Source organism: Nocardiopsis sediminis, from assembly GCF_042650565.1.
GTDB classification, from domain to species: Bacteria; Actinomycetota; Actinomycetes; order Streptosporangiales; family Streptosporangiaceae; genus Nocardiopsis_B; species Nocardiopsis_B sediminis.
The window spans coordinates 805,488-825,748 of record NZ_JBHSBH010000015.1; the positions used below are offsets into that span (position 1 = coordinate 805,488).

The 20,261-nt window shown below is 72.8% G+C and carries 16 protein-coding genes; 4 read left to right on the plus strand and 12 right to left on the minus strand.

Annotated features, from left to right (window positions below):
• Positions 1-3: 3 nt before the first annotated feature.
• The gene (locus tag ACFOVU_RS26080) at positions 4-1,104 is read right to left on the minus strand and encodes an LLM class flavin-dependent oxidoreductase (RefSeq protein ID WP_378537830.1); all 1,101 of its coding nucleotides are present in this window, start codon (positions 1,102-1,104) and stop codon (positions 4-6) included.
• The gene (locus ACFOVU_RS26085) at positions 1,097-2,143 is read right to left on the minus strand and encodes an aldo/keto reductase (protein ID WP_378537831.1); all 1,047 of its coding nucleotides are present in this window, start codon (positions 2,141-2,143) and stop codon (positions 1,097-1,099) included. Before ACFOVU_RS26085 ends, ACFOVU_RS26080 begins: the two co-directional genes overlap by 8 nt.
• Positions 2,144-2,795: 652 nt before the next feature.
• On the opposite strand from ACFOVU_RS26085, the gene ACFOVU_RS26090 reads away from it, so the two are divergent.
• The gene (locus ACFOVU_RS26090; RefSeq protein WP_378537832.1) at positions 2,796-4,268 is read left to right on the plus strand and encodes an MFS transporter; all 1,473 of its coding nucleotides are present in this window, start codon (positions 2,796-2,798) and stop codon (positions 4,266-4,268) included.
• A gap of 49 nt (positions 4,269-4,317) precedes the next feature.
• Here the strand turns inward: ACFOVU_RS26090 and ACFOVU_RS26095 are convergent, their stop codons facing one another.
• Positions 4,318-5,268, minus strand: a complete 951-nt coding sequence (locus tag ACFOVU_RS26095) for an ABC transporter substrate-binding protein (protein WP_378537833.1) — start codon at positions 5,266-5,268, stop codon at positions 4,318-4,320.
• A 265-nt stretch (positions 5,269-5,533) separates the two neighbouring features.
• On the opposite strand from ACFOVU_RS26095, the gene ACFOVU_RS26100 reads away from it, so the two are divergent.
• Positions 5,534-6,331 (plus strand): siderophore-interacting protein, encoded by a 798-nt coding sequence (locus ACFOVU_RS26100; RefSeq protein ID WP_378537834.1) that lies wholly within the window; start codon positions 5,534-5,536, stop codon positions 6,329-6,331.
• A 23-nt stretch (positions 6,332-6,354) separates the two neighbouring features.
• Here ACFOVU_RS26100 and ACFOVU_RS26105 read toward each other — a convergent pair whose 3' ends face one another.
• Positions 6,355-7,350 (minus strand): LacI family DNA-binding transcriptional regulator, encoded by a 996-nt coding sequence (locus ACFOVU_RS26105; RefSeq protein WP_378537835.1) that lies wholly within the window; start codon positions 7,348-7,350, stop codon positions 6,355-6,357.
• A gap of 218 nt (positions 7,351-7,568) precedes the next feature.
• On the opposite strand from ACFOVU_RS26105, the gene ACFOVU_RS26110 reads away from it, so the two are divergent.
• Both ACFOVU_RS26110 and ACFOVU_RS26115 read left to right on the plus strand, forming a co-directional pair.
• Positions 7,569-8,546: a glycoside hydrolase family 16 protein gene (locus ACFOVU_RS26110; protein WP_378537837.1), complete on the plus strand. Its 978-nt coding sequence runs from the start codon at positions 7,569-7,571 to the stop codon at positions 8,544-8,546.
• Positions 8,547-8,872: 326 nt separating this feature from the next.
• Complete coding sequence (locus ACFOVU_RS26115; RefSeq protein WP_378537839.1) at positions 8,873-10,495, plus strand: BCCT family transporter; 1,623 nt, start codon at positions 8,873-8,875, stop codon at positions 10,493-10,495.
• A gap of 54 nt (positions 10,496-10,549) precedes the next feature.
• Here ACFOVU_RS26115 and ACFOVU_RS26120 read toward each other — a convergent pair whose 3' ends face one another.
• The 8 genes from ACFOVU_RS26120 to infB all read right to left on the minus strand — a co-directional run.
• Positions 10,550-11,884, minus strand: coding sequence for a M16 family metallopeptidase (locus ACFOVU_RS26120; RefSeq protein WP_378537841.1), 1,335 nt, complete (start codon positions 11,882-11,884; stop codon positions 10,550-10,552).
• 118 nt (positions 11,885-12,002) lie between these two features.
• On the minus strand, positions 12,003-14,303 hold the full coding sequence (locus tag ACFOVU_RS26125; protein ID WP_378537842.1) for a polyribonucleotide nucleotidyltransferase: 2,301 nt from the start codon (positions 14,301-14,303) through the stop codon (positions 12,003-12,005).
• A gap of 362 nt (positions 14,304-14,665) precedes the next feature.
• Positions 14,666-14,935: a 30S ribosomal protein S15 gene (gene rpsO, locus ACFOVU_RS26130; RefSeq protein ID WP_378537844.1), complete on the minus strand. Its 270-nt coding sequence runs from the start codon at positions 14,933-14,935 to the stop codon at positions 14,666-14,668.
• Between the two features lie 184 nt (positions 14,936-15,119).
• Complete coding sequence (locus ACFOVU_RS26135; protein WP_378537845.1) at positions 15,120-16,097, minus strand: bifunctional riboflavin kinase/FAD synthetase; 978 nt, start codon at positions 16,095-16,097, stop codon at positions 15,120-15,122.
• Positions 16,098-16,324: 227 nt separating this feature from the next.
• Entirely contained in the window at positions 16,325-17,215 is an 891-nt protein-coding gene (gene truB, locus ACFOVU_RS26140; RefSeq protein WP_378537847.1) for a tRNA pseudouridine(55) synthase TruB, read from the minus strand.
• A gap of 96 nt (positions 17,216-17,311) precedes the next feature.
• Complete coding sequence (gene rbfA / locus ACFOVU_RS26145) at positions 17,312-17,752, minus strand: 30S ribosome-binding factor RbfA (protein ID WP_378537848.1); 441 nt, start codon at positions 17,750-17,752, stop codon at positions 17,312-17,314.
• Positions 17,753-17,758: 6 nt separating this feature from the next.
• Positions 17,759-18,055 (minus strand): DUF503 domain-containing protein, encoded by a 297-nt coding sequence (locus ACFOVU_RS26150; RefSeq protein ID WP_378537850.1) that lies wholly within the window; start codon positions 18,053-18,055, stop codon positions 17,759-17,761.
• Between the two features lie 158 nt (positions 18,056-18,213).
• On the minus strand, positions 18,214-20,261 hold a 2,048-nt coding region (gene infB / locus ACFOVU_RS26155), incomplete at its 5' end, for a translation initiation factor IF-2 (protein WP_378537851.1).

Genomic DNA, 20,261 nt, shown 5'->3' on the forward strand with positions numbered 1-20,261 from the left:
CCGTCAGCTCCTCTGTGCGGTGGCGGCCGTGCGCGCCGCCAGGCGGTTGCCCGGCCTGGCCAGGCCGAGGTGGCCGCGCAGGGTCGGGGCGTCGTAGGCGGTGCGCAGCCGGCCGCGGCGCCGCAGCTCGGGCAGGACCAGGTCGGTGAAGGCCGCGAGCTGGCCAGGCAGCGGTGTGAACCGCACGGTGAACCCGTCGGCGGAGCCGGCGTCGGCCCAGGCCTCGATGCGGTCGGCGATGTCGGCCGGGTCGCCGGCCACCACGGCACGGTCGCCGTCTCCGGCGGGCGCACCGATCTCGTCGTGCAGCGCCCGCGCCTCGTCTCGGGTCGGTGCGACCACGGGGGTGATGGCGGCCAGGGTCAGCGGGGCGTGGGGGCGCCCGGTGGACGACGCGTGCGCGGTTGCGGCGCGCGCCCCTCCGGCCGGGGGGGCGCCGATGAGCACGGCGTCGGCCTCGTGCCAGGGCCCGTCGCCGCTGCCGGGCGGCGCGGCCGGGGCCAGGACAACGGGGTGCCCCTGGGGCGGGCGCGCGAGGTTGAGCGGCCCGCGGACCCGGAAGGCGGGCCCGGAGTGGTGCAGGGGGTGGATCCGGTCGCCGTCGACGAACGCGCCCGACGCCTTGTCGCGGATGAACGCCCCGTCCTCCCAGGTGTCCCAGAGGTCTTTGACCAGGGGGACGAACTCGGCGGTGCGGGCATCGCGGCCGGCGGCCGGGTCGGTGCCCTCGCGGCGGTGGTTGGCGTCGGCGCGCTCGTCGGGTGCGGTGGCGACGCTCCAGCCGGCGCGCCCGCCGCTGATGTGGTCGAGGGAGGCGATCATCCGCGCCAGGTTGAACGGTTCGTGGTAGGCGGGGGCCGCGGCGACGACCAGCCCGATGCGCCGCGTGAGCGTGGCCAGGTAGGAGGCGGTGACGATGGCCGCGGGCGGTCCCGGGTCCGATGCCCCGGGGCCGGTGGCGGGCCGGTCGGCCAGGAGCAGGAAGTCGACCGCTCCGGCCTCGGCGCGCCGGGCGGCGGACACCGCCGATTCACGGGCCCGGCCCGCGCCGGCGACCGGGAGCTCGTAGCCGATGGGGATGGGCCGGCGGGGGGTGTCAGGCATCACGGGCCTCCTGGTCCGGGTCGGGATCGGGCAGGGCGCCGGTGGCGCGTCCGGGCGCTCCGCTGAGGTCGCCTGGGAGCAGCTCGCCCAGCTCGGCGAGGTCGCCCGGTGTGGGGCGCCACCGGGCGGCGGCGTGGTTGGCCGCGACCTGCTCGGGAGAGGTCACCCCCGCGATCACGCTGGAGACCCCGGGCCGGGCGAGCAGCCAGCCGAATGCGAGGTGTGTTTCGGTGACGCCCCGCTCCCGGGCGAAGCGCGAGTACCGCTCCAGGGCGTCCCAGGGCGCGTTGTCCACCAGGTGCCGCTTCAGGTTGGTGATCTTGGCGCCCCTGGGCGCGCGGCCCGGTCCGTACTTGCCGGTGAGCAGGCCGTTCTGGAGGGGGAAGTAGGGGAAGAACCCGAGGCCGTAGGCGTTGACGGCGGGCAGCAGCTCCTTCTCGGGCGCCCGCCAGAGCAGGCTGTACTCGTCGGTGGCGGAGACGAAGGGCCGCAGCCCGTTGCGCCGCGCCACGTGGTGGGCGTCGGCGACCTGCCACGCCGCGAAGTTGGAGCTCCCGCCGTAGCGGATCTTGCCTTCGCGGGTCAGGTCGTCCAGCGTCGAGAGGGTCTCCTCGATGGGGGTCGCGGGGTCGGGCACGTGGATCTGGTACAGGTCGATCCAGTCGGTCCGCAGCCGCCGCAGCGACGCCTCCACGGCCTTGCGTATGTAGCGGCGGGAGCCGCGCACGCCCCAGTCGGGGCCCAGGGCGCCGTTGAGTCCGATGCCGAACTTGGTGCCGATGACGGCTTCGTCGCGCCGCCCGCGCAGGGCGTCGCCGAGCAGGGTCTCGCTGAGCCCCGGGGTGTCGCCGTAGGCGTCGGCGACGTCGAAGTAGGAGACGCCGAGGTCGAGCGCCGCGGCCACGATCCGGTCGACCGTGCCGGCGTCGGTCGCGGCCATGCCGGACCGGCCGAAGGTGCTCGCCCCGATGCCCACCTCGGAGACGACGAGGCCGGAGTCTCCGACGGTGCGGTGGCCGTCCACCGTTGTCCGGGGCATGTCCGTGATCCCGCCTCTCCACTCGATGTAAACCCTACTTTTCAGGTATGAAAATGGGTATATCGGAACTCTAATGGATCTTGCTCGATCCGCAACGGGCGCGAATGTGCGCTGCGTCTCACCCCGCCCGCCCCGATCGCGACCGCCCCCTCCTCCGCCCGAGCGGGCACCGGCCCCGCGCGCGACCGCCGCCCGACGCCCCGCCGGAACCGGGCCACGGGCGCGAACCGAGCCCCGCCCCGATATCGGGGCGCAATCGGTGCGACATCCCGCCACGAAATAGGGCGAACGGAGAAGCGCTCCCTCGGACCGCCACCAACGGGGATTCGATCGACAATTCACGCGGCGAAAAAAACGGGAAACCGCGCGACATCTCCCCCATTTTCCACCGACCCAAGAACTGCAATGGGGGAATGTTTACCTTTGACTATCGCCGCGACCCCCGACCCGTATGTAGCCTCGTGGGAAGCCGGTTTCGCGAATCCGACGACCTTTTCCGACGTTCGGACCCCCGGGGACCCCCGCCCCACCCCCGGAATTCCACGCCCCCACCTTCACCGCGCAGGCACCGGCGGACGGAGCGCGCCCCTAAAGCCCGTCCCACCGGCCGAGCAACGTCGCGAACAACCTCTTTCGAAGCAGTTGGTGAAACGTGCCTGAAAACCAGGAAATGCACCTCCCGCCTCCCCGTTCCCAGCTCACCGCGACCCGGCGGGCCGCGCGCGCCAGAGGAGCGCTGCGCGTCTACTTCTTCGTCGTCGGCATGGTCATCGCCGTCTGGGCGTCGCGGATCCCGGAGGTGAAGGACCAGGCGGGGGTGACGGCGGGCGAGCTGAGCATCGCCCTGCTCGGCCTGGCGTCCGGCGCGCTGATGGCGATGCGCGTGGCCGGGCCGCTCCTGGACAGGTACGGCGGACGGGCGGTGGTCCCGCCCGCCGGGGTGGCGGCCAGCGCCCTGCTCGTCGGCCCCGGGCACGTCTCCGGGTTCGCCGCGCTGCTGTGCGCCCTGCTGCTGCTGGGCGCCACCCACGCGCTGCTCAACGTGTCGATCAACGTGCTGGCCACCCGGCTCCAGCAGGAGCTCGGGCGCCCCATCATGGCGTCCTTCCACGCCGCCTGCTCGATCGGCGGCTGCACCGGGGCCGTCACGGGCATGCTCTGCGCGCGCATCGGGCTCAGCCCCTCCGCCTCGTTCCAGCTCGTGGCGGCGGTCCTGGTCTGCGCCTGCCTGCTGGTCCGGCGGGAACTGCGCGGGATCGGGGCGGCCGCCGCCCCGGGGGCACCGGCGCCGGCCGCCCCGCCAGCGCCGCCCGCGGGGCGCCGCTGGGTGGTGCCCCCCAAGCGCATCCTGCTGCTGGGCCTGCTCGCGATGTGCTGCACGCTCGCCGAAGGCGCCGCGACCGACTGGAGCGCCTTGTACATGCGGGAGGTGGCCGGAGGCTCGGCCACCATCGGCGCCGCCACCTACGCCTCCTACTCCGCCATGATGGCGGCGGGCCGGCTCGTGGGCGACCGGGTGACCGCGATGATCGGCGCCGTGAACGTGGTCCGCGTCTGCGGCCTGCTCGGGTCGGGCGGGCTGTGCCTGGCGCTGGCGGCGCCCGCGCAGGGCCCGGTGATCGTCGGGTTCGGGCTGATGGGGGCGGGGCTGTCGTGCCTCATGCCGCACATGTTCACCGCCGCGGCCGAGCACGACCCGCCACGTGCGGCGCGCAACGTCTGCACGGTTTCGGCGATCTGCTACCTCGGCCCGCTCATCGGCCCCGCCGCGATCGGCGCCATCGCCGGGCGGGCGGGGCTGGCCACCGCCCTGGCCCTGCCCGCCCTGCTGCTGTTCGTGGTCGGGGTGAGCGCGGGGATGCTGCGCCCGGTGTCCTCCGGCGGGGCGCGGCCGCGTGCCGCCGGTGCCGCGCGGCGGGCCCGGGCGTCGGGGCGGCTGCGCCCGCGTGACCGGTCCCTGTCCCTGCTGCCCTGGCCGCGCCGCACCCCGCGCCCGCTGCCGCCCGCCCACCGCAGGGACGACGGGCGCGACCGGCGCGAGTTACGGACGGACCGCGGCGCCCCGGGCCGGGGTTCGGCCGAGCGGGCACCACGGCAGCGCCGCCGGGCGGCGCGGCACTTCTGAACACCGGGGAGCGGGGCTGCGGTGGCCGCCCCCGCTCTCCGGCCCCATCTCAGTGGTCGAGCGGTTCGGCCGCCTCGATGTCTGAGGCGAGCGCGCGCACGATCCCGGCGTAGTCGGCATAGCTGAAGGGGGTCTCGGTGGCCCAATCACCGACCTGCCCGGCCTCGACCGCGGGCAGGTCCCGCCACAATGGCTCGTCCGCCAGCTCCTCCAAGGTGGTCCGGCCGGGCCGGGCGTCCTGGAGCAGCAGGTCAGCGGGGTAGGTGTCGGCTTCCTCCCAGCTCAGCTGCTCGAACTGGTCGGTGTCGGGGGCGCCGGTCTCGGGCAGCGACACCCCGTGGTCGGCGTACAGGCCGAGCTCGCCGCCTGCGGCGGCGTTGGCGACGAAGAAGTTGTCGGGGGCCGCCGACACCGCCACGACCCGCAGGCCGGGCCGGGCCTCGGTTGCGGTGTCGAGTTCGGCCAGAGCCGCTTCGAAGTCGTCGCGGGCCTCGGCCACCCGGTCGCTTTCGGGATCGGCACCGAGCGCGACGGCGAGGTCGAGGTGGTCGGCGAGCTGCTGTTCGGCCGAGACCCCGTTGATCTGGACCCGCAGGAGGGGCGCCACGGCCTCGATCTGGTCGGTCGCGCCCTCCGGGAGGTACCAGTCGAGGTCGTCGTATGCCTTGGTGATGATCAGATCGGGTTCGGCGGCGGCGAGCGCCTCGATGCTCATCTCGCCGTAGGTCTGGCTGATGACGTCGACCCGGTCGAGGTCGACGTCGCCGATCTGCGGGTCGCGCCCGCCCCCGGCGGTCTCGACGGGGCCGAACACCCCCACGACCTCGAACCCGTAGTCCCACAGCGCCGAGGCGACGCCCGAGTACGCGACCACCCGGACCGGGCGCTCGGGCAGGGAGATCTCCTCGCCCGTGCCGTCGGTGTAGGTCCAGCCCGCGCCCTCCGGGGCGGGGTCGGGGGCGCCGCCGCACCCTGTCAGCAGTACGACGAGGGCGGACACGCCACCCGCCGCCGCACGGAGGCGGCCCCGTCCGCGCGCGTTCGGTCCCGAAGGGGCGTTCATGGTTGCGACCTCACCGTTTCGATCCGTTGATACAGATAGGCGAGGCTAACCTAACAGTCGATGCTCGACCCGCCGCAGAGCACCCCCACCTCGGCCTTCGACCCGGCATCGATGCCGGGTGGAGCCGGGGTCGCACCGCACCGCCGAACACAGTATGGTAAGCCTAGCCTTAGGAAATGCCGCCGACGAAACCGAGTAGGTCATGAGTCCGGACACCAAGCGCCCGAAGATCGCGCCGCACCGCCGCGCGGTGGCGGCCACCGTGGCCGCCACCACCCCGCTGACCGGACACATGACCCGGGTGACCCTGCACAGCCCCGACTTCGCGTGGATCGACCACCAGGGCCCCGACCAGCTCGTGCGGCTGCTGCTGCCGCCGCGGCCCGGAGCCGGGTTCGACCTGCCCGCCACCGAGCGGTGGTGGCCCGAGGTCCAGGCCATGGCCGCCGACCGCCGCCCGATCGTCCGCAACTACACGATCCGCAGGCTCGACCGCGCCGCGTGCGAACTCGACATCGACTTCGTCCTGCACGGCGACAGCGGCCCCGCATCCGCCTGGGCCGAACGGGCCCGCCCCGGCGACCGGATCGGGCTGCTCAGCGACGGCGCCCGCTATGCGCCCCCGGCCGACACCGACTGGCAGCTCCTCGTCGGCGACGAGACCGCGCTGCCGGCCATCGGCGCCATCCTCGACGACCTCGATCCGGCCACCCCCGCGGTGGCGGTCCTCGAGGCCACCGACCCCGACGCCGCCGACATGCTGCGCGAGCGCGACCGCACCACCGTCGTCCGGCTGGAGCGGTCGGCGGGCTCGGGGGCGTCCGCGCTGGCGCACCTGCGCGGCAACGGCCTGCCCGACGGCACCCCCTACGCCTGGGTGGCCGGCGAATCGGGCCTGGCCACGTCGGTGCGGCGGCACCTGGTCGGCGAGCGGGGCTTCGACAAGGACCGGGTCTACTTCTGCGGTTACTGGCGCGAGGGCGCCGTCACCGGCAGCTGAGGGCCGCTCCCCCGGCACCGCGTTCAGGCCGACTCGCGGACGACCAGCTCGGTGGGCAGGACCACCCGGTCGCCCCCGCGGCCGGGCTCCGGGGTGAGCAGCAGCCGGACCATCGCCTCGGCCTGCTCCACGATCGGCGCACGGACCGTGGTCAGCGGCGGGTCGGTGAACCGCGCGGCCTCGATGTCGTCGAACCCCACCACCGCGACGTCGCCGGGCACGCCGCGCCCCGCCCGCCGCAGCGCCTGGAGCGCGCCGATCGCCATCAGGTCGTTGGCCGCGAACACCGCGTCGACCCGCGGGTCCTTCGCCAGCAGCCGCCGCATGGCGTCGGCCCCCGACTCCCGGGTGAAGTCGCCCACCTCGACGGCCGGCCGCAGGCCGGAGCCCTCCAGGGCCGCGTGGTAGCCGGCCAGCCGGTCCTGCCCGCCGATCATGTCCTGCGGCCCGGCGATGGTGGCGATCCGCCGCCGCCCGCCGCCGAGCAGGTGGCGCACCGCGCGCTGCGCCCCGCCCGTGTTGTCGTTGTCGGCGTGCGGGATGTCCACATCGACCGCCGGGCGGCCGTAGGACACCACCGGCACGCCCAGCCCCAGGATGGCCTCGGGGAGCGGGTCGCTGCTGTGCATGGACACGAACATGACCCCGTCGACGTGCCCGCCGGCCACATAGCCCTGCACCCGCGCCTGTGCTTCGGCGGAGCCGGCCATCATCAGCACGACCTGCTTGCCCGCGCGCTCCAGCTCCGCACCGGCGGTCCGCACCACCAGGGAGAACAGCGGGTCGTCGGAGAAGACCCGGGTGGGCGCCTCCGAGACCACCAGCGCGATCGAGTCGGTCCGCTGGGTGACGAGGCTCCGGGCCGCGGAGTTGGGCACATACCCCAGCTCCTTCACCGCGCGCAGGACGGCCTCCCGGATGCGGGGGCCCACGGTGGACTCCCCGTTGACCACGCGCGAGACCGTGGCCCGGGACACCCCGGCCCGCGCCGCGACCGCCTCCAGGGTCGGTCGTCTCATGTCGCTCAGCCCCCTCCGATTCGATGGCGCCCGGAATAATCCGCGTCACCGGTCTTGCACCCAGAGTGTGCCCCGTGCCATATTCCTCCGCAAGAGAGCGCTCTCTCACAGGGGGAGCCGGGGCGGCCGCCCCACGGACGCGCAGATCGAGCGCGTCCCGGCCGTGCCCGCGCTGGAGAGCCCGGATCCCACCCGCCCCACGACCGTGCGAGGTCACCATGCACACCCCCCGCGAACGCAGACCCACCCCCCGCCGCACGCGCACCCTCATCGCCGCCCTCGGGGCGGCCCTGGCCCCCGTCGTCGCCGCGACGGTGGCCGTCCTCCCGGCCGACGCCGCCGTCCCGCCCCCGCCCGAAGGCTGGCAGGAGGTCTGGAGCGATGACTTCGACGGCGCCGCCGGCTCCCTGCCCTCCGACGAGTGGATCATCGACACCGGCACCTCCTACCCCGGCGGACCGCCGAACTGGGGCACCGGCGAGACCCAGACCTACACCGACGACCCCGCCAACCTGAGCCTCGACGGCGAAGGCAACCTGCGCATCACCCCCATCCGCGACTCCTCCGGCCAGTGGACCTCAGGGCGTATCGAGACCCAGCGCGCCGACTTCAAGCCCGCCGACGGCGAGTCCATGCGCATCGAGGGCCGGCTCCAGGTGCCCAACGTGACCGGCGACGCCGCCCTCGGCTACTGGCCGGCCTTCTGGGCCCTGGGCTCCCCCTACCGGGGCGACTACTGGAACTGGCCGGCCATCGGCGAGTTCGACATCATGGAGAACGTCAACGGCATCGACTCCGTGTGGGGCGTGCTGCACTGCGGGGTGAACCCCGGCGGCCCGTGCAATGAGACCACCGGCCTCGGCGACAGCCGCCCCTGCCCCGGATCCACCTGCCAGTCCGGCTTCCACACCTACGCCTTCGAGTGGGACCGCAGCGGCTCCGCCGAGGAGTTCCGCTGGACCGTCGACGGCGAGCAGTACCACAGCGTCAGCGAGACCGACATGGACGCCGCCACCTGGCAGGACATGACCTCGCACGCGGGCTACTTCCTGCTGCTCAACGTCGCCATGGGCGGCGCCTTCCCCGATGGCGTGCAGGGGTCCCCGACCCCCACCGACGCCACCGAGTCCGGGGTGCCGATGGTCGTCGACTACGTGGCGGTCTACCAGAGCGGGGCCGCCTCCGCCCGGGGCTGACCCCTCCCGCCGCTCCCGGGCCGCGCCCGGGCACACGCGCCGCGCCCACCCCCGCTGGGATACCGGGGGTGGGCGCGGCTTTCGCCGTCGCGGACCGTGTGGCCGGATCCGGACGGATCAATATCCCATAACCAAAGGCCGCATCCGGGACGGGAGCGGGAAGATCGAACATAGGGTTTTAGACCGACATCGATCCGCGGACGTCTGCGCCGGCGGGGCGGCGGGGGGCGACGGGTCCCGGGATCCGGCGGGCCGGGCGCCGGGAAGGGAAGGAGACCTCCATCTCTCGGTTCAGCTCCTACGTCCAGGCGCACACCAACCCCCCGGTGTTCTTCTCCTCCCTCGCCGTGATCCTGGCGTTCCTGGTCGCCGGTGCGGCGTTCACCGACGGCCTGAGCGCCGCGGGCGGGGCCGTCCTCGGCTGGATCACGCGGTACCTGGGCTGGTTCTACATCGTCTCCGCCACCTTCATCCTGGGCTTCTCGCTCTGGCTCATGTGCAGCCGGTTCGGCCGCGTGCGCCTGGGACCCGACACCTCCCGGCCCGAGTTCGGCACCTGGTCGTGGTTCGCCATGCTCTTCACCGCGGGGATGGGGATCGGCCTGGTCTACTACGGGGTGTACGAGCCGGCCTACCTCACCGCGCACCCGGACTACGGCGGCATCGGCCCCGATCCCGCCGGTGACCCGCCGCCGCTCTCCGGCCAGGCCGCCGCCGAAGCCATGAACGCCACGTTCTTCCACTGGGGACTGCACCCGTGGGCGATCTACAGCGCGCTCGGCGCCGCGCTGGGCTACCTGTGCTTCCGCAAGGGCCTGCCGCTGCGGCCCGCATCGGCGCTGTACCCGCTCATCGGCAACCGCGTCCACGGCTGGCCGGGCAGCCTGGTCGACGTCCTCGCCGTCTTCTGCACCGTCTTCGGCCTGGCGACCTCGCTGGGGATCGGCACCCGCCAGATCAACGCGGGCCTGGCGTTCCTCTACGGCCTGCCCAACGAATGGTGGTCGCAGCTGGCCATCGTCGGCGCCATCACCGCCGTCGCCGTCGCCAGCCTGGCGCTCGGGCTCAACCGGGGCATCCGCCCGCTGTCGGTGGCCGCCATGGCGCTGGCGGCGGCCCTGCTGGCGCTCGTGTTCGCCACCGGGCCGACCCAGTACCTCCTGAGCGGGCTGATCGACTCCACCGGCCACTACCTCCAGCACCTGCCAGAGACCAGCCTGGCGGTCGCCGACCCCGCCACGAACGAGGAGGGGTTCGCCTACCAGGCGCACTGGACCCTCTTCTACTGGGGCTGGTGGATCAGCTGGTCGCCGTTCGTGGGGATGTTCATGGCGCGGGTCTCCTACGGCCGCACCGTCCGCGAGTTCATCGCCGGGGCGCTGCTGGCGCCCGCGGGCGTCTCCGTGGCCTGGTTCGGGGTGTTCGGCTGGGCCGGCATCCACTACGACGGCGGCGGCGCGGGGGTGATCTCCGGCAGCCCCGAGGACCAGGCGGTCTTCGCGCTGCTGGAGGCCCTGCCGATCGGCGACGGCCTCCTGTTCACCCTCGCGGCGCTGCTGGTCCTCGCCGCGGTGGTGCTCTTCTTCGCGACCTCCTCCGACTCCGGATCGCTGGTGGTCGACATGCTCACCAACGGCAGCGACCCGCACCCCGTCAAGGCGCAGCGCCTGCTGTGGGGGCTCGCCCAGGGGCTGGTGGCCGCGGTGCTCATCGTGTCGGCGGCGGGCCCCGCGAGCGCCGCCGACCCCATCGTGACGCTCCAGCTGGTGGCGACCGGGGTCACCGGCCTGCCGTTCGCGGTGGTGCTCGTGCTCGTGTGCGTGGGGCTGGCCCGGGCCCTGCGCTCGGAGGACCCGCCCTCGCCGGCCCCTCGCGGGGAGGGCGGGCCGGACACGGTCGCCGCGGTCGACGTCGGCCCGGCGCCCCTCGCCGCCGACGACCCCGTCTGAACCGGGCCGGGCGGCGGGGCTCTGCGGACGCGCCACCCGGTCCCGTCGTGGACCTTAGAACGCACGCCCTTCGTCGTAGGGGCCGATCACGGCCAGCGCCTGCGGGCGCGACAGCACCTCGGCCGCGACGGCGGCCACATCGTCGGCGGTGACCGCGTCGAACAGCGCGAGGTCGTCGTCGATCGAGTAGTGCCGCGGGTAGCCCAGTTCGTGCACGGCCAGCCGCCCCATGCGGGAGTTGGTGCCCTCGGCGCCCAGCACCCACGACCCCTTGATCTGGCCCTTGGCCCGGACCAGCTCTTCGCCGGTCAGGCCCTGCGCGGCGGCCTTCGCGAGCTCGTCACGGCAGACGCCCAGCACCTCGTCGATCTTGTCGGGCAGGCACCCCGCATAGACCTGGAAGACGCCGGTGTCGGCGTAGGAGCTGTGGTAGGCGTGCACGGAGTAGGCCAGCCCGCGCTTCTCCCGGACCTCCTGGAACAGCCGCGACGACATGCCGCCGCCCAGCGCCGACCCCAGGACGCGCAGGGCGTACCAGCGCGGGTCGGTGCGGTTCAGGCCCTCGCAGCCCATGATGAGGTGCGCCTGCTCGGTCTCGCGCGACAGCAGGGTCGACCCCGAGAACATCGGGACGGGCTCGCCGCCCAGCCGCGGCGGCACCGGGCGGGCATCGCCGGCCGCGGCGAGCTGCTCGGCGAACGCCTCGCGCACCTGGTCGACCACGGTGTCGTGGTCGAGGTTGCCGGCGGCGGCCACGATCAGCCGGCCGGGCACGTAGGCGTCGCGGTACTGCTCGAAGATGCGGTCCCGGGGCAGCGCCGCGATGCTCTCGTTGGTGCCCAGGATGGGCCGGCCCAGCGGGGTATCGCCGTAGACGTGCGCGGCGAAGACGTCGTCGACCAGGTCGCTCGGCTCGTCCTCGTACATCGCGATCTCTTCGAGGATCACCCCGCGCTCGGTCTCGACCTCGGCGGGGTCGAGCACCGAATTGGCCACCATGTCGCCGATCACGTCGATCGCCAGCGGCAGGTCGCGGTCGAGCACCTTGGCGTAGTAGGAGGTCTGCTCGCGCGTGGTGTAGGCGTTGTGGTCGGCGCCCACCCCGTCGAGCAGGGCGGAGATCTCCATGGCGTCGCGGGTGCGGGTGCCCTTGAAGAGCAGGTGCTCCAGGAAGTGGGCGGACCCGGCGTGGCGGACGTCCTCGTCGCGGGACCCGGTCGTGGCGGTGATACCGAAGGCCGCCGACCGCACGCCCGGCATCACCTCGGTGACGACCCGCAGGCCGCCCGGCAGCACCGTGCGCCGCACCAGCCCCGAGCCGTCACCCGCCTCCAGGAGCGTGACGGTGGTGCCGGGGTCCTGTTCGGCGGCGGTGGGGACGGAACTCATGGTCCTCTTTCTATGCGATCGGACGGTGCACGGCCACCCGGCGCCCGGAGGTGGCGAGGGGGAGACGACGGACGGCCGCACCCGCAGGTACGGCCGTCCGGTGTCACTCAGGGGCGGATCAGGTGTTCTCGCCCCGGGCGCCGCGGGTGCGCCGGCGGCGGCGCTCGCCGCCACCGCCCCCGTTGTCGCCCTCGGCCTCGGGCGCCTCGGCGGGCGCCTCGCCACCGGCCGGCTCGGCCGCGGCGGCCTCGGCCTCGACGACCTCGACCGGCACCAGCGAGAGCTTGCCGCGGTCGTCGATCTCACGGATCTCGACCTGGATCTTCTCACCGATGCTGATCACATCGTCCAGGTTCTCGATCCGCTTGCCGCCGTGCAGCTTGCGGATCTGCGAGATGTGCAGCAGGCCGTCCTTGCCCGGCAGCAGGGAGACGAACGCGCCGAAGGCGGTGGTCTTGACGACCGTGCCCAGGTAGCGGTCGCCGACCTCCGGCATGGTCGGGTTGGCGATGCTGTTGATGGTGTCGCGCGCGGCCTCGGCGGAGGGGCCGTCGACGGCGCCGATGTAGATCGTGCCGTCGTCCTCGATCGTGATGTCGGCGCCGGTGTCGTCCTGGATCGAGTTGATCATCTTGCCCTTGGGGCCGATGACCTCGCCGATCTTGTCGACGGGCACCTTCACCGTGAGGATGCGCGGCGCGTTCGGGCTCATCTCGGCCGGGCGCTCGATGGCCTCGGCCATGACGTCCAGGATCGCCAGGCGCGCGCCGCGCGCCTGCTGGAGCGCCTGGGCCAGCTGCGACGCCGGGATGCCGTCGAGCTTGGTGTCGAGCTGGAGAGCGGTGATGAGCTCGCGGGTACCGGCGACCTTGAAGTCCATGTCGCCGAACGCGTCCTCGGCGCCGAGGATGTCGGTCAGGGTGACGAACTCGTCGCCCTGGCTGATCAGGCCCATGGCGATGCCGGCCACCATCTCCTTGAGCGGGACGCCCGCCGACATCAGCGACATCGTGGAGGCGCAGACCGACCCCATGGAGGTGGAGCCGTTGGACCCGACGGCCTCCGACACCTGCCGGATGGCGTAGGGGAACTCCTCGCGCGAGGGCAGCACCGGCAGCAGCGCCCGCTCGGCGAGCGCGCCGTGGCCGATCTCGCGCCGCTTGGGCGAGCCCACGCGGCCGGTCTCACCGGTGGAGTACGGCGGGAAGTTGTAGTTGTGCATGTAGCGCTTGGTGCGCTCGGGGTTGAGCGTGTCGACCATCTGCTCCATGCGCAGCATGTTCAGCGTGGTGACACCCAGGATCTGGGTCTCGCCGCGCTCGAACAGAGCCGAGCCGTGCACCCGCGGGAGCACGCCGACCTCGGCGCCGAGCTGGCGGATGTCCTTGGGGCCGCGGCCGTCGATGCGGACCTGGTCGCGCAGCACGCGCTCGCGCATGAGCTGCTTGGTCAGCGACCGGAACGCGGCGCCGATCTCCTTCTCGCGGCCCTCGAAGCCCTCGGCCAGCTTCTCCACGGCCAGCGCCTTGGTGCGGTCGAGCTCGGCCTCGCGGTCCTGCTTGTCGGCGATGGTCAGCGCCTGCGCCAGCTGCTCGCGCACCGCGCCGTCGACCGCCGCGTAGGCGTCGTCCTCGTAGTCGAGGAAGATCGGGAACTCGCCGGTCTCCTTGGCGGCCTGGTCGGCCAGCGCCTGCTGGGCCTTGCAGAGCACCTTGATGAACGGCTTGGCGGCTTCGAGGCCCTCGGCGACGCTCTGCTCGTTGGGGCCGACAGCGCCGTCGGCGACCAGCTTGAGCGTGTGCACCGTGGACTCGGCCTCGACCATCATGATCGCGACGTCGCCGTCGTCGAGCACGCGCCCGGCGACCACCATGTCGAATGTGGCGTTCTCCAGCTCGCTGTGGGTGGGGAACGCGACCCACTGGCCGTCGATCAGCGCCACCCGGACGCCGCCGATGGGCCCGGAGAAGGGCAGCCCGGCGAGCTGGGTGGACATCGAGGCGGCGTTGATGGCGACGACGTCGTAGAGGTGGTCGGGGTGCAACGACATGATCGTCTCGACGACCTGGATCTCGTTGCGCAGCCCGCTCTTGAACGACGGACGCAGCGGCCGGTCGATCAGGCGGCAGGTGAGGATGGCGTCCTCGGAGGGACGGCCCTCGCGGCGGAAGAACGAGCCGGGGATGCGGCCCGCGGCGTACATGCGCTCCTCGACGTCGACCGTCAGCGGGAAGAAGTCGAGGTTCTCTTTGGGCCGCTTCGAGGCGGTGGTGGCCGAGAGGATCATGGTCTCGCCGTCGAGGTAGGCGACAGCGGACCCGGCGGCCTGGCGGGCGAGCCGGCCGGTCTCGAAGCGGATGGTACGGGTGCCGAAGCTGCCGTTGTCGATAACGGCTTCGGCGGAATACGCGCCCTCCATGGGCGACCTCCTACTACACGGTTCGGTTTTCGCGGTTCCCGCGGCCGTGCCCCGGAGGATGGTTCGTCGTCGAGTGTCGTCCCGGGCGGCCGGCGCGCGGCGTGAGCCTGCGGGCGCCGGCGGCCCCTGACGGCCGGCCATCGATCGAAGCCCTCGGCGCGCCCTGCTGGGCGGGCCGGGGACCACTACCGAAGACCGGCCTCGACGCGCGGCAGCCGAGGTGCGAGCGCGGGAGCGCTGGTCGGTGTTCGATTGTGCCGACCCTGACCATGGCGAGCGATCGTGCTGGCCACGATGCGGGTCGGCGCCTCCACATTACTAAGAAAGGGAGTGGCCGTGGCCACTCCCTCGCTTCACGTCGCTCAGCGGCGCAAGCCGAGGCGCTGGATCAGCTGGCGGTAACGGTTGATGTCCTTCTTCTGGATGTACTTCAGAAGACGGCGGCGACGGCCGACCATCAGCAGCAGCCCGCGGCGGCTGTGGTGGTCGTGCTTGTGGCTCTTGAGGTGCTCGGTGAGCTCGGTGATCCGGTGCGTCAGCAGCGCGACCTGGACGTCGGGGGAGCCGGTGTCGCCCTCCTTGGTGGAGTACTCGGCGACGATCTTCTCTTTGGTGGCGGTGTCGATGGACACGACGCTCCTTCGTTTCCTGTACGCGGTGGTCCCGGCACGTCACCCGGCCATGAGGTGGCGCAGGCGCGCGGCGACCGCGCGTAGGAGCAGTCGCCGCCTCAGGGGTACCGGTGCTGCCCAGGCGTTCTCCATGCCCAGGGCAGGCTTCGTCAGCTGTACCTCAACACTACAGCAAACACCGAGGTCATCCGACCGGTGCGGGCGGACCGGCGGCGCCGCCCATCAGCTCCGCCGCGCGGCGCACGTCGCGCGCCATGGCCGCGATGAGCTCGTCGATGCCGTCGAAGCGCTCCTGCGCGCGGATGCGGTGCACGAAGTCGATGGCCATGGGGGCGTCATAGAGGTCGAGGTCGTCGCGGTCCAGCGCGTAGGCCTCGACGGTGCGGGGGCTGCCCTCGAAGGTGGGGTTGGTGCCCACCGAGATCGCCGCCGGCCAGTACCGTTCCGTCCCCGGGGCCGGTTCCGCGTGCAGCAGCCATCCGGCGTAGACGCCGTCGGCCGGGATGGCGGAGGCGGGCGGGTGGTCGAGGTTGGCGGTCGGGAAGCCGAGCAGCTCGCGCCCGCGGGCGGCCCCGTGCACGATCACGCCGCCGACCCGGTGCGGGCGGCCCAGCGCAGCCGCTGCCGCGCCGACGTCGCCGCCGGCGATCAGCGCGCGGATGCGCGTGGAGGTGATCGCCGTGCCATCGTCGGCGACCGGGGGCACGCCCTCGACGGCGAAGTCGTACTTCTCCCCCAGCACCTCCAGTTCGTGGAGGTCGCCGGAGGCGCGGTGGCCGAACCGGAAGCCCGCACCGACCACCACGGCCGCCGCGTTCAGCCGCTCCACGAGCACCTGGCGGACGAACTCCGCTGCCGGCAGCCGCGACAGCTCCTCGGTGAACGGCAGCACGCACACGGCGTCGGCGCCGTTGGCGCCCAGCAGCGCCACCCGGCGGTCGAGCGGGGTGAGGACGGCGGGTGCGGGCCGGCCGCGCACCACGGAATCGGGGTGCGGCTCGAAGGTCACGGCGACCACCGGCAGGTCCGCGGCGCGGGCCCGCGCGACGGCGGCCCGCAGCACCCCCTGGTGGCCCCGGTGCACGCCGTCGAAGACCCCGATGGTCACGACCGAGCGGCCCGGGTTGCGGGGAATCCCCTCCAGCCCGTCCCAGCGACGCACTCGGCGGCCCCCTCTCAGCACGGTTCGCCCGGCTTTACGGGCCTGTGGACAACGCTACTACCGTCGCACCCGAGACCTGCGGGCCCCACACGTGGCGACATGTTCTTTGGGTCACGCTCGCCTCCTCGCTCCGCTCCAACGGCCCCGCGAATCAGGCCTCCGGCCAAGGGGCGGCGCCGCCTCCGCACGCTCGTCGGCTCGCCGTGACGTCACCCACCCAGAGGCCGTCACCCCGCCGGCGCGAAGACGACGGTCGGCTTGCTGTACCCCGGCCGCTCCTCCGCGAGCGCCACCACGGCGCCGTCGGGGCCGAACAGCCCGATCGGGCCGGGGCCGAGCCCGCCCGGGGCGATGCGGTTGCCGTGGGCGACCTTGCGGGCCTCGTCGGCGCTGAGGACGCGCACGGGGAACGCCTCGGCCACGACGCGGTCCAGCGGCACGGTGATGAACTCCTCGGCCAGCCGGTCCAGCGTCCGCGCCTGAGAGATGTCGTAGGGCCCCACGCGGGTGCGGCGCAGTGCGGTCAGGTGGCCGCCCACGCCCAGCGCCGCGCCCAGGTCGCGGGCGAGCGCGCGGATGTAGGTGCCGCTGGAGCAGGTGATGCGGGCGTCGATGTCGATCAGCGTGCCCTCGGCGTCGGCCGTGCGCCGGATCCCGCCGATGGCGAACTCCGTGACGGTCACGGTGCGCGCCTTCAGCTCGACCTCGCCCCCGGCGCGCGCGGTCTTGTAGGCCCGCACCCCGTTCACCTTGATGGCGCTGACCTGCGGGGGGATCTGCTGGATGGTGCCGGTGAGCGCGGCGGTGCCGATGCGCACGGCGTCGTCGCCGACCGCGGCGGCGTCGGCGCGCACCCCCGGCTCGCCCTCGGCGTCGTCGGTGGTGGTGGTCAGCCCCAGGCGGATGGTGGCCTCGTAGACCTTCTCCGTCAGCGCTAGGTGGCCGAGGAGCTTGGTCCCCTTCTCGATGCCCAGGACGAGCACGCCCGTTGCCATGGGGTCGAGGGTCCCCGCGTGCCCCACCCTGCGGGTGCGGGCGAGGCGGCGGACGCGCCCCACGACGTCGTGCGACGTCCAGTCCGCGGGCTTGTCGACGATGACGACGCCGCTATCGGTCATGGGCCGGGGGTTCCTCGCACGGGGGTGGGACGGGTGCCCCGGGACGGGCGCCACCACGGGCGCCCGCGCCCCGGGGTATCGGGCACGGTCAGACGGTCACTCGTCGTCTTCGTCGTACTCGCGCGGCACCTTGTAGGGGTCGGGGTCGCCGGCGTGGCGGGCGCCCGTCGCGGTGCGCGCGACCTCGGCGTCGGAGCGGCGGGCCTCGGCCAGCAGCTCCTCGATGTGCTGGGCGTTGCGCTGCACGTCGTCGCTCTCGAAGGTGAGGCTGGGCGTGTGGCGCAGCCCGGTCTGGCGGCCGACCTCGGTGCGGATGACCCCTTTAGCGCTCTCCAGCGCCGCGGCGGTGCCCGCTTTCTCCTCGTCGGTGCCGAACACGGTGTAGAAGACGGTGGCGTCGCGCAGGTCGTTGGTGAGCCGCGCGTCGGTCACGGTGACGAAGCCCAGACGCGGGTCCTTGATCCGGCGTTCCAGCATCTCGGCCACGATCCGCTGGATCCGGTCGGCCAGTTTGCGCGCGCGTGCGGCGTCGACCATGGGGTATCAATCTTCCTCTGGGCTGAAGAGCCGCTGCCTGGCGGACAGCAGCTCGATCTCGGGCCGGTCGGCGACCAGCCGCTCGCAGGAGTCCATCACCTTCGAGCAGTAGGCGGCCGTGGAGGCCACCACGGCGACGCCGATCTCGGTCCGGCGGTACAGGTCGTGCCCGCCGGTCTCGGCGACCGAGACGGTGAGCTTGCGCTGGATCTCGGCGATGATCGGCCGGATGGCCGCACGCTTCTGTTTCAGGGAGCGGACGTCACCGAGCAGGATGTCGAGCGTCAGTGCGCCAACGAACACGCCTTCACCCCGTGTGCAAGTCGCCGTGTTACGCGATTTCGATGTCAATGTGGGGGCCGCTCAACGGCGCAGCCGGGCCGTAGGGGACATGAATATGCCCTGCGGGATCCCCGGGCCCGGCGGATGCCGGGCCCGGGGGCCGCGGGGTTCAGCGCGCGTCAGTCACGCGGCTTCTCGCGCATCTCGTAGGTCTCGATGACGTCCTCGATGCGCAGGTCGTTGTACCCGACTCCGATACCGCACTCGAAGCCGTCGCGGACCTCGGTGGCGTCGTCCTTGAACCGGCGCAGCGACTCCACGGTGAGGTTGTCGGAGATGACGACCCCTTCGCGGATGAGCCGTGCCTTGGCGTTGCGGCGGATGATGCCGTCGCGGACGATCGAACCGGCGATGTTGCCGATCCGCGGCACCTTGAAGACCTCGCGGATCTCGGCGGAACCGAGCTGGACCTCCTCGTAGACCGGCTTGAGGAGCCCCTTGACGGCCGCTTCGACCTCGTCGATGGCCTGGTAGATGACCGAGTAGTAGCGGATGTCCACGCCCATGCGGTCGGCGAGTTCGCTGTTCTTGCCCTCGGGGCGGACGTTGAACCCGATGATGATCGCATCGGCCGAGGAGGCCAGGTTGATGTCGTTCTGCGTGATCGCGCCGACGCCGCGGCCGATGACGCGGATGGCGACCTCGTCGCCGCCGGCGTCGATCTTGAGCAGCGACTCTTCCAAGGCCTCGACGGAACCGGACATGTCGCCCTTGATGAGCAGGAGCAGCTCGTTGCGCTCCCCCTCCTCCAGGGTCTTCTGCCAGTTGTCGAGCGTGACCCGGCGGCTCGACCGCGCCTGCTGGGCGAAGCGCTCGCGCGCCTCGCGCTGCTGGGCGATCTGGCGGGCGACCCGGTCGTCCTTGACGACCAGGAAGTTGTCGCCCGCGCTGGGCACGTTGGTCAGGCCGAGGACCTGGACCGGGCGGGACGGCTCAGCGGTCAGCACGTTGTCGCCGTGCTCGTCGAGCATCGCCCGGACGCGCCCGTAGGCGTCGCCGCAGACGATGGAGTCGCCGACGTTCAGCGTGCCGCGCTGCACCAGGACCGTCGCCGTGGAGCCGCGCCCGCGGTCGAGGTAGGCCTCGATCGCCAGGCCCTGCGCCTCCATAGCGGGGTTGGCCCGCAGGTCCAGCGCCGCGTCCGAGGTGAGGACGACCGCCTCCAGCAGGGAGTCGATGTTGATGCCCTGCTTGGCGGAGATGTCGACGAACTGGACGTCGCCGCCGTACTCCTCGGTCACGACGCCGTACTCGGTGAGCTGGGCCCGGACCCGCGCGGGGTCGGCACCCTCGACGTCGATCTTGTTGACCGCCACGACGATCGGCACGTTGGCCGCCTTGGCGTGGTCGATGGCCTCGGCCGTCTGCGGCTTCACGCCGTCGTCGGCCGCGACCACCAGCACCGCGATGTCGGTGGCCTGGGCACCGCGGGCACGCATGGCGGTGAACGCCTCGTGGCCCGGGGTGTCGATGAAGGTGATCTTGCGCTCTTCACCGTCGACCTCGGTGGCCACCTGGTAGGCACCGATGTGCTGCGTGATGCCGCCGGCCTCGCCGCTGACGACGTTGCTGTTGCGGATGGTGTCGAGCAGGCGCGTCTTACCGTGGTCGACGTGGCCCATGACGGTGACCACCGGCGGACGGGGACGCAGGTCCTCGTCGTTGCCGGCGTCCTCGCCGAACTCGATGGAGAAGGACTCCAGCAGTTCGCGGTCCTCGTCCTCGGGGCTGACGACCTCGATGACGTACTTCAGTTCCTCGCCGAGGAGCTGAAGGGTCTCGTCGGGCAGCGACTGCGTGGCCGTCACCATCTCGCCCAGGTGCATCATGACCTGCACCAGGGACGCCGGGTTGACGTCGATCTTGTCGCCGAAGTCCGACAGCGAGGCGCCGCGGGACAGCCGGATGACCTGGTTGTTGCCGCTGGGGATCTTCACGCCGCCGAAGGACGGCGCGCCCAGCTCGTTGAACTCTTGGCGCCGCTGCTTCTTCGACTTGCGCTGGCGTCCGGGACGGCCGCCGGGACGCCCGAAGGCACCCGCCGTACCGCCGCCGCGACCGCGGCCGCCGCCACCGGGCCGGCCGGCGAAGCCGCCCGGACGCGGGGCGCCACCGCCGCCGCCGAAACCGCCGGGACGCGCGCCGCCACCGCCGCCGGGCCCACCCC

Excerpts from the sequence above, each read along its gene's own strand:
- ACFOVU_RS26080 (WP_378537830.1), bottom strand. The coding sequence starts at position 1,104 with ATGCCTGACACCCCCCGCCGGCCCATCCCCATCGGCTACGAGCTCCCG.
- ACFOVU_RS26085 (WP_378537831.1), bottom strand. The coding sequence starts at position 2,143 with ATGCCCCGGACAACGGTGGACGGCCACCGCACCGTCGGAGACTCCGGC.
- ACFOVU_RS26100 (WP_378537834.1), top strand. The coding sequence starts at position 5,534 with ATGAGTCCGGACACCAAGCGCCCGAAGATCGCGCCGCACCGCCGCGCG.
- ACFOVU_RS26105 (WP_378537835.1), bottom strand. The coding sequence starts at position 7,350 with ATGAGACGACCGACCCTGGAGGCGGTCGCGGCGCGGGCCGGGGTGTCC.
- ACFOVU_RS26110 (WP_378537837.1), top strand. The coding sequence starts at position 7,569 with ATGCACACCCCCCGCGAACGCAGACCCACCCCCCGCCGCACGCGCACC.
- ACFOVU_RS26120 (WP_378537841.1), bottom strand. The coding sequence starts at position 11,884 with ATGAGTTCCGTCCCCACCGCCGCCGAACAGGACCCCGGCACCACCGTC.
- ACFOVU_RS26125 (WP_378537842.1), bottom strand. The coding sequence starts at position 14,303 with ATGGAGGGCGCGTATTCCGCCGAAGCCGTTATCGACAACGGCAGCTTC.
- truB (WP_378537847.1), bottom strand. The coding sequence starts at position 17,215 with ATGACCGATAGCGGCGTCGTCATCGTCGACAAGCCCGCGGACTGGACG.
- rbfA (WP_378537848.1), bottom strand. The coding sequence starts at position 17,752 with ATGGTCGACGCCGCACGCGCGCGCAAACTGGCCGACCGGATCCAGCGG.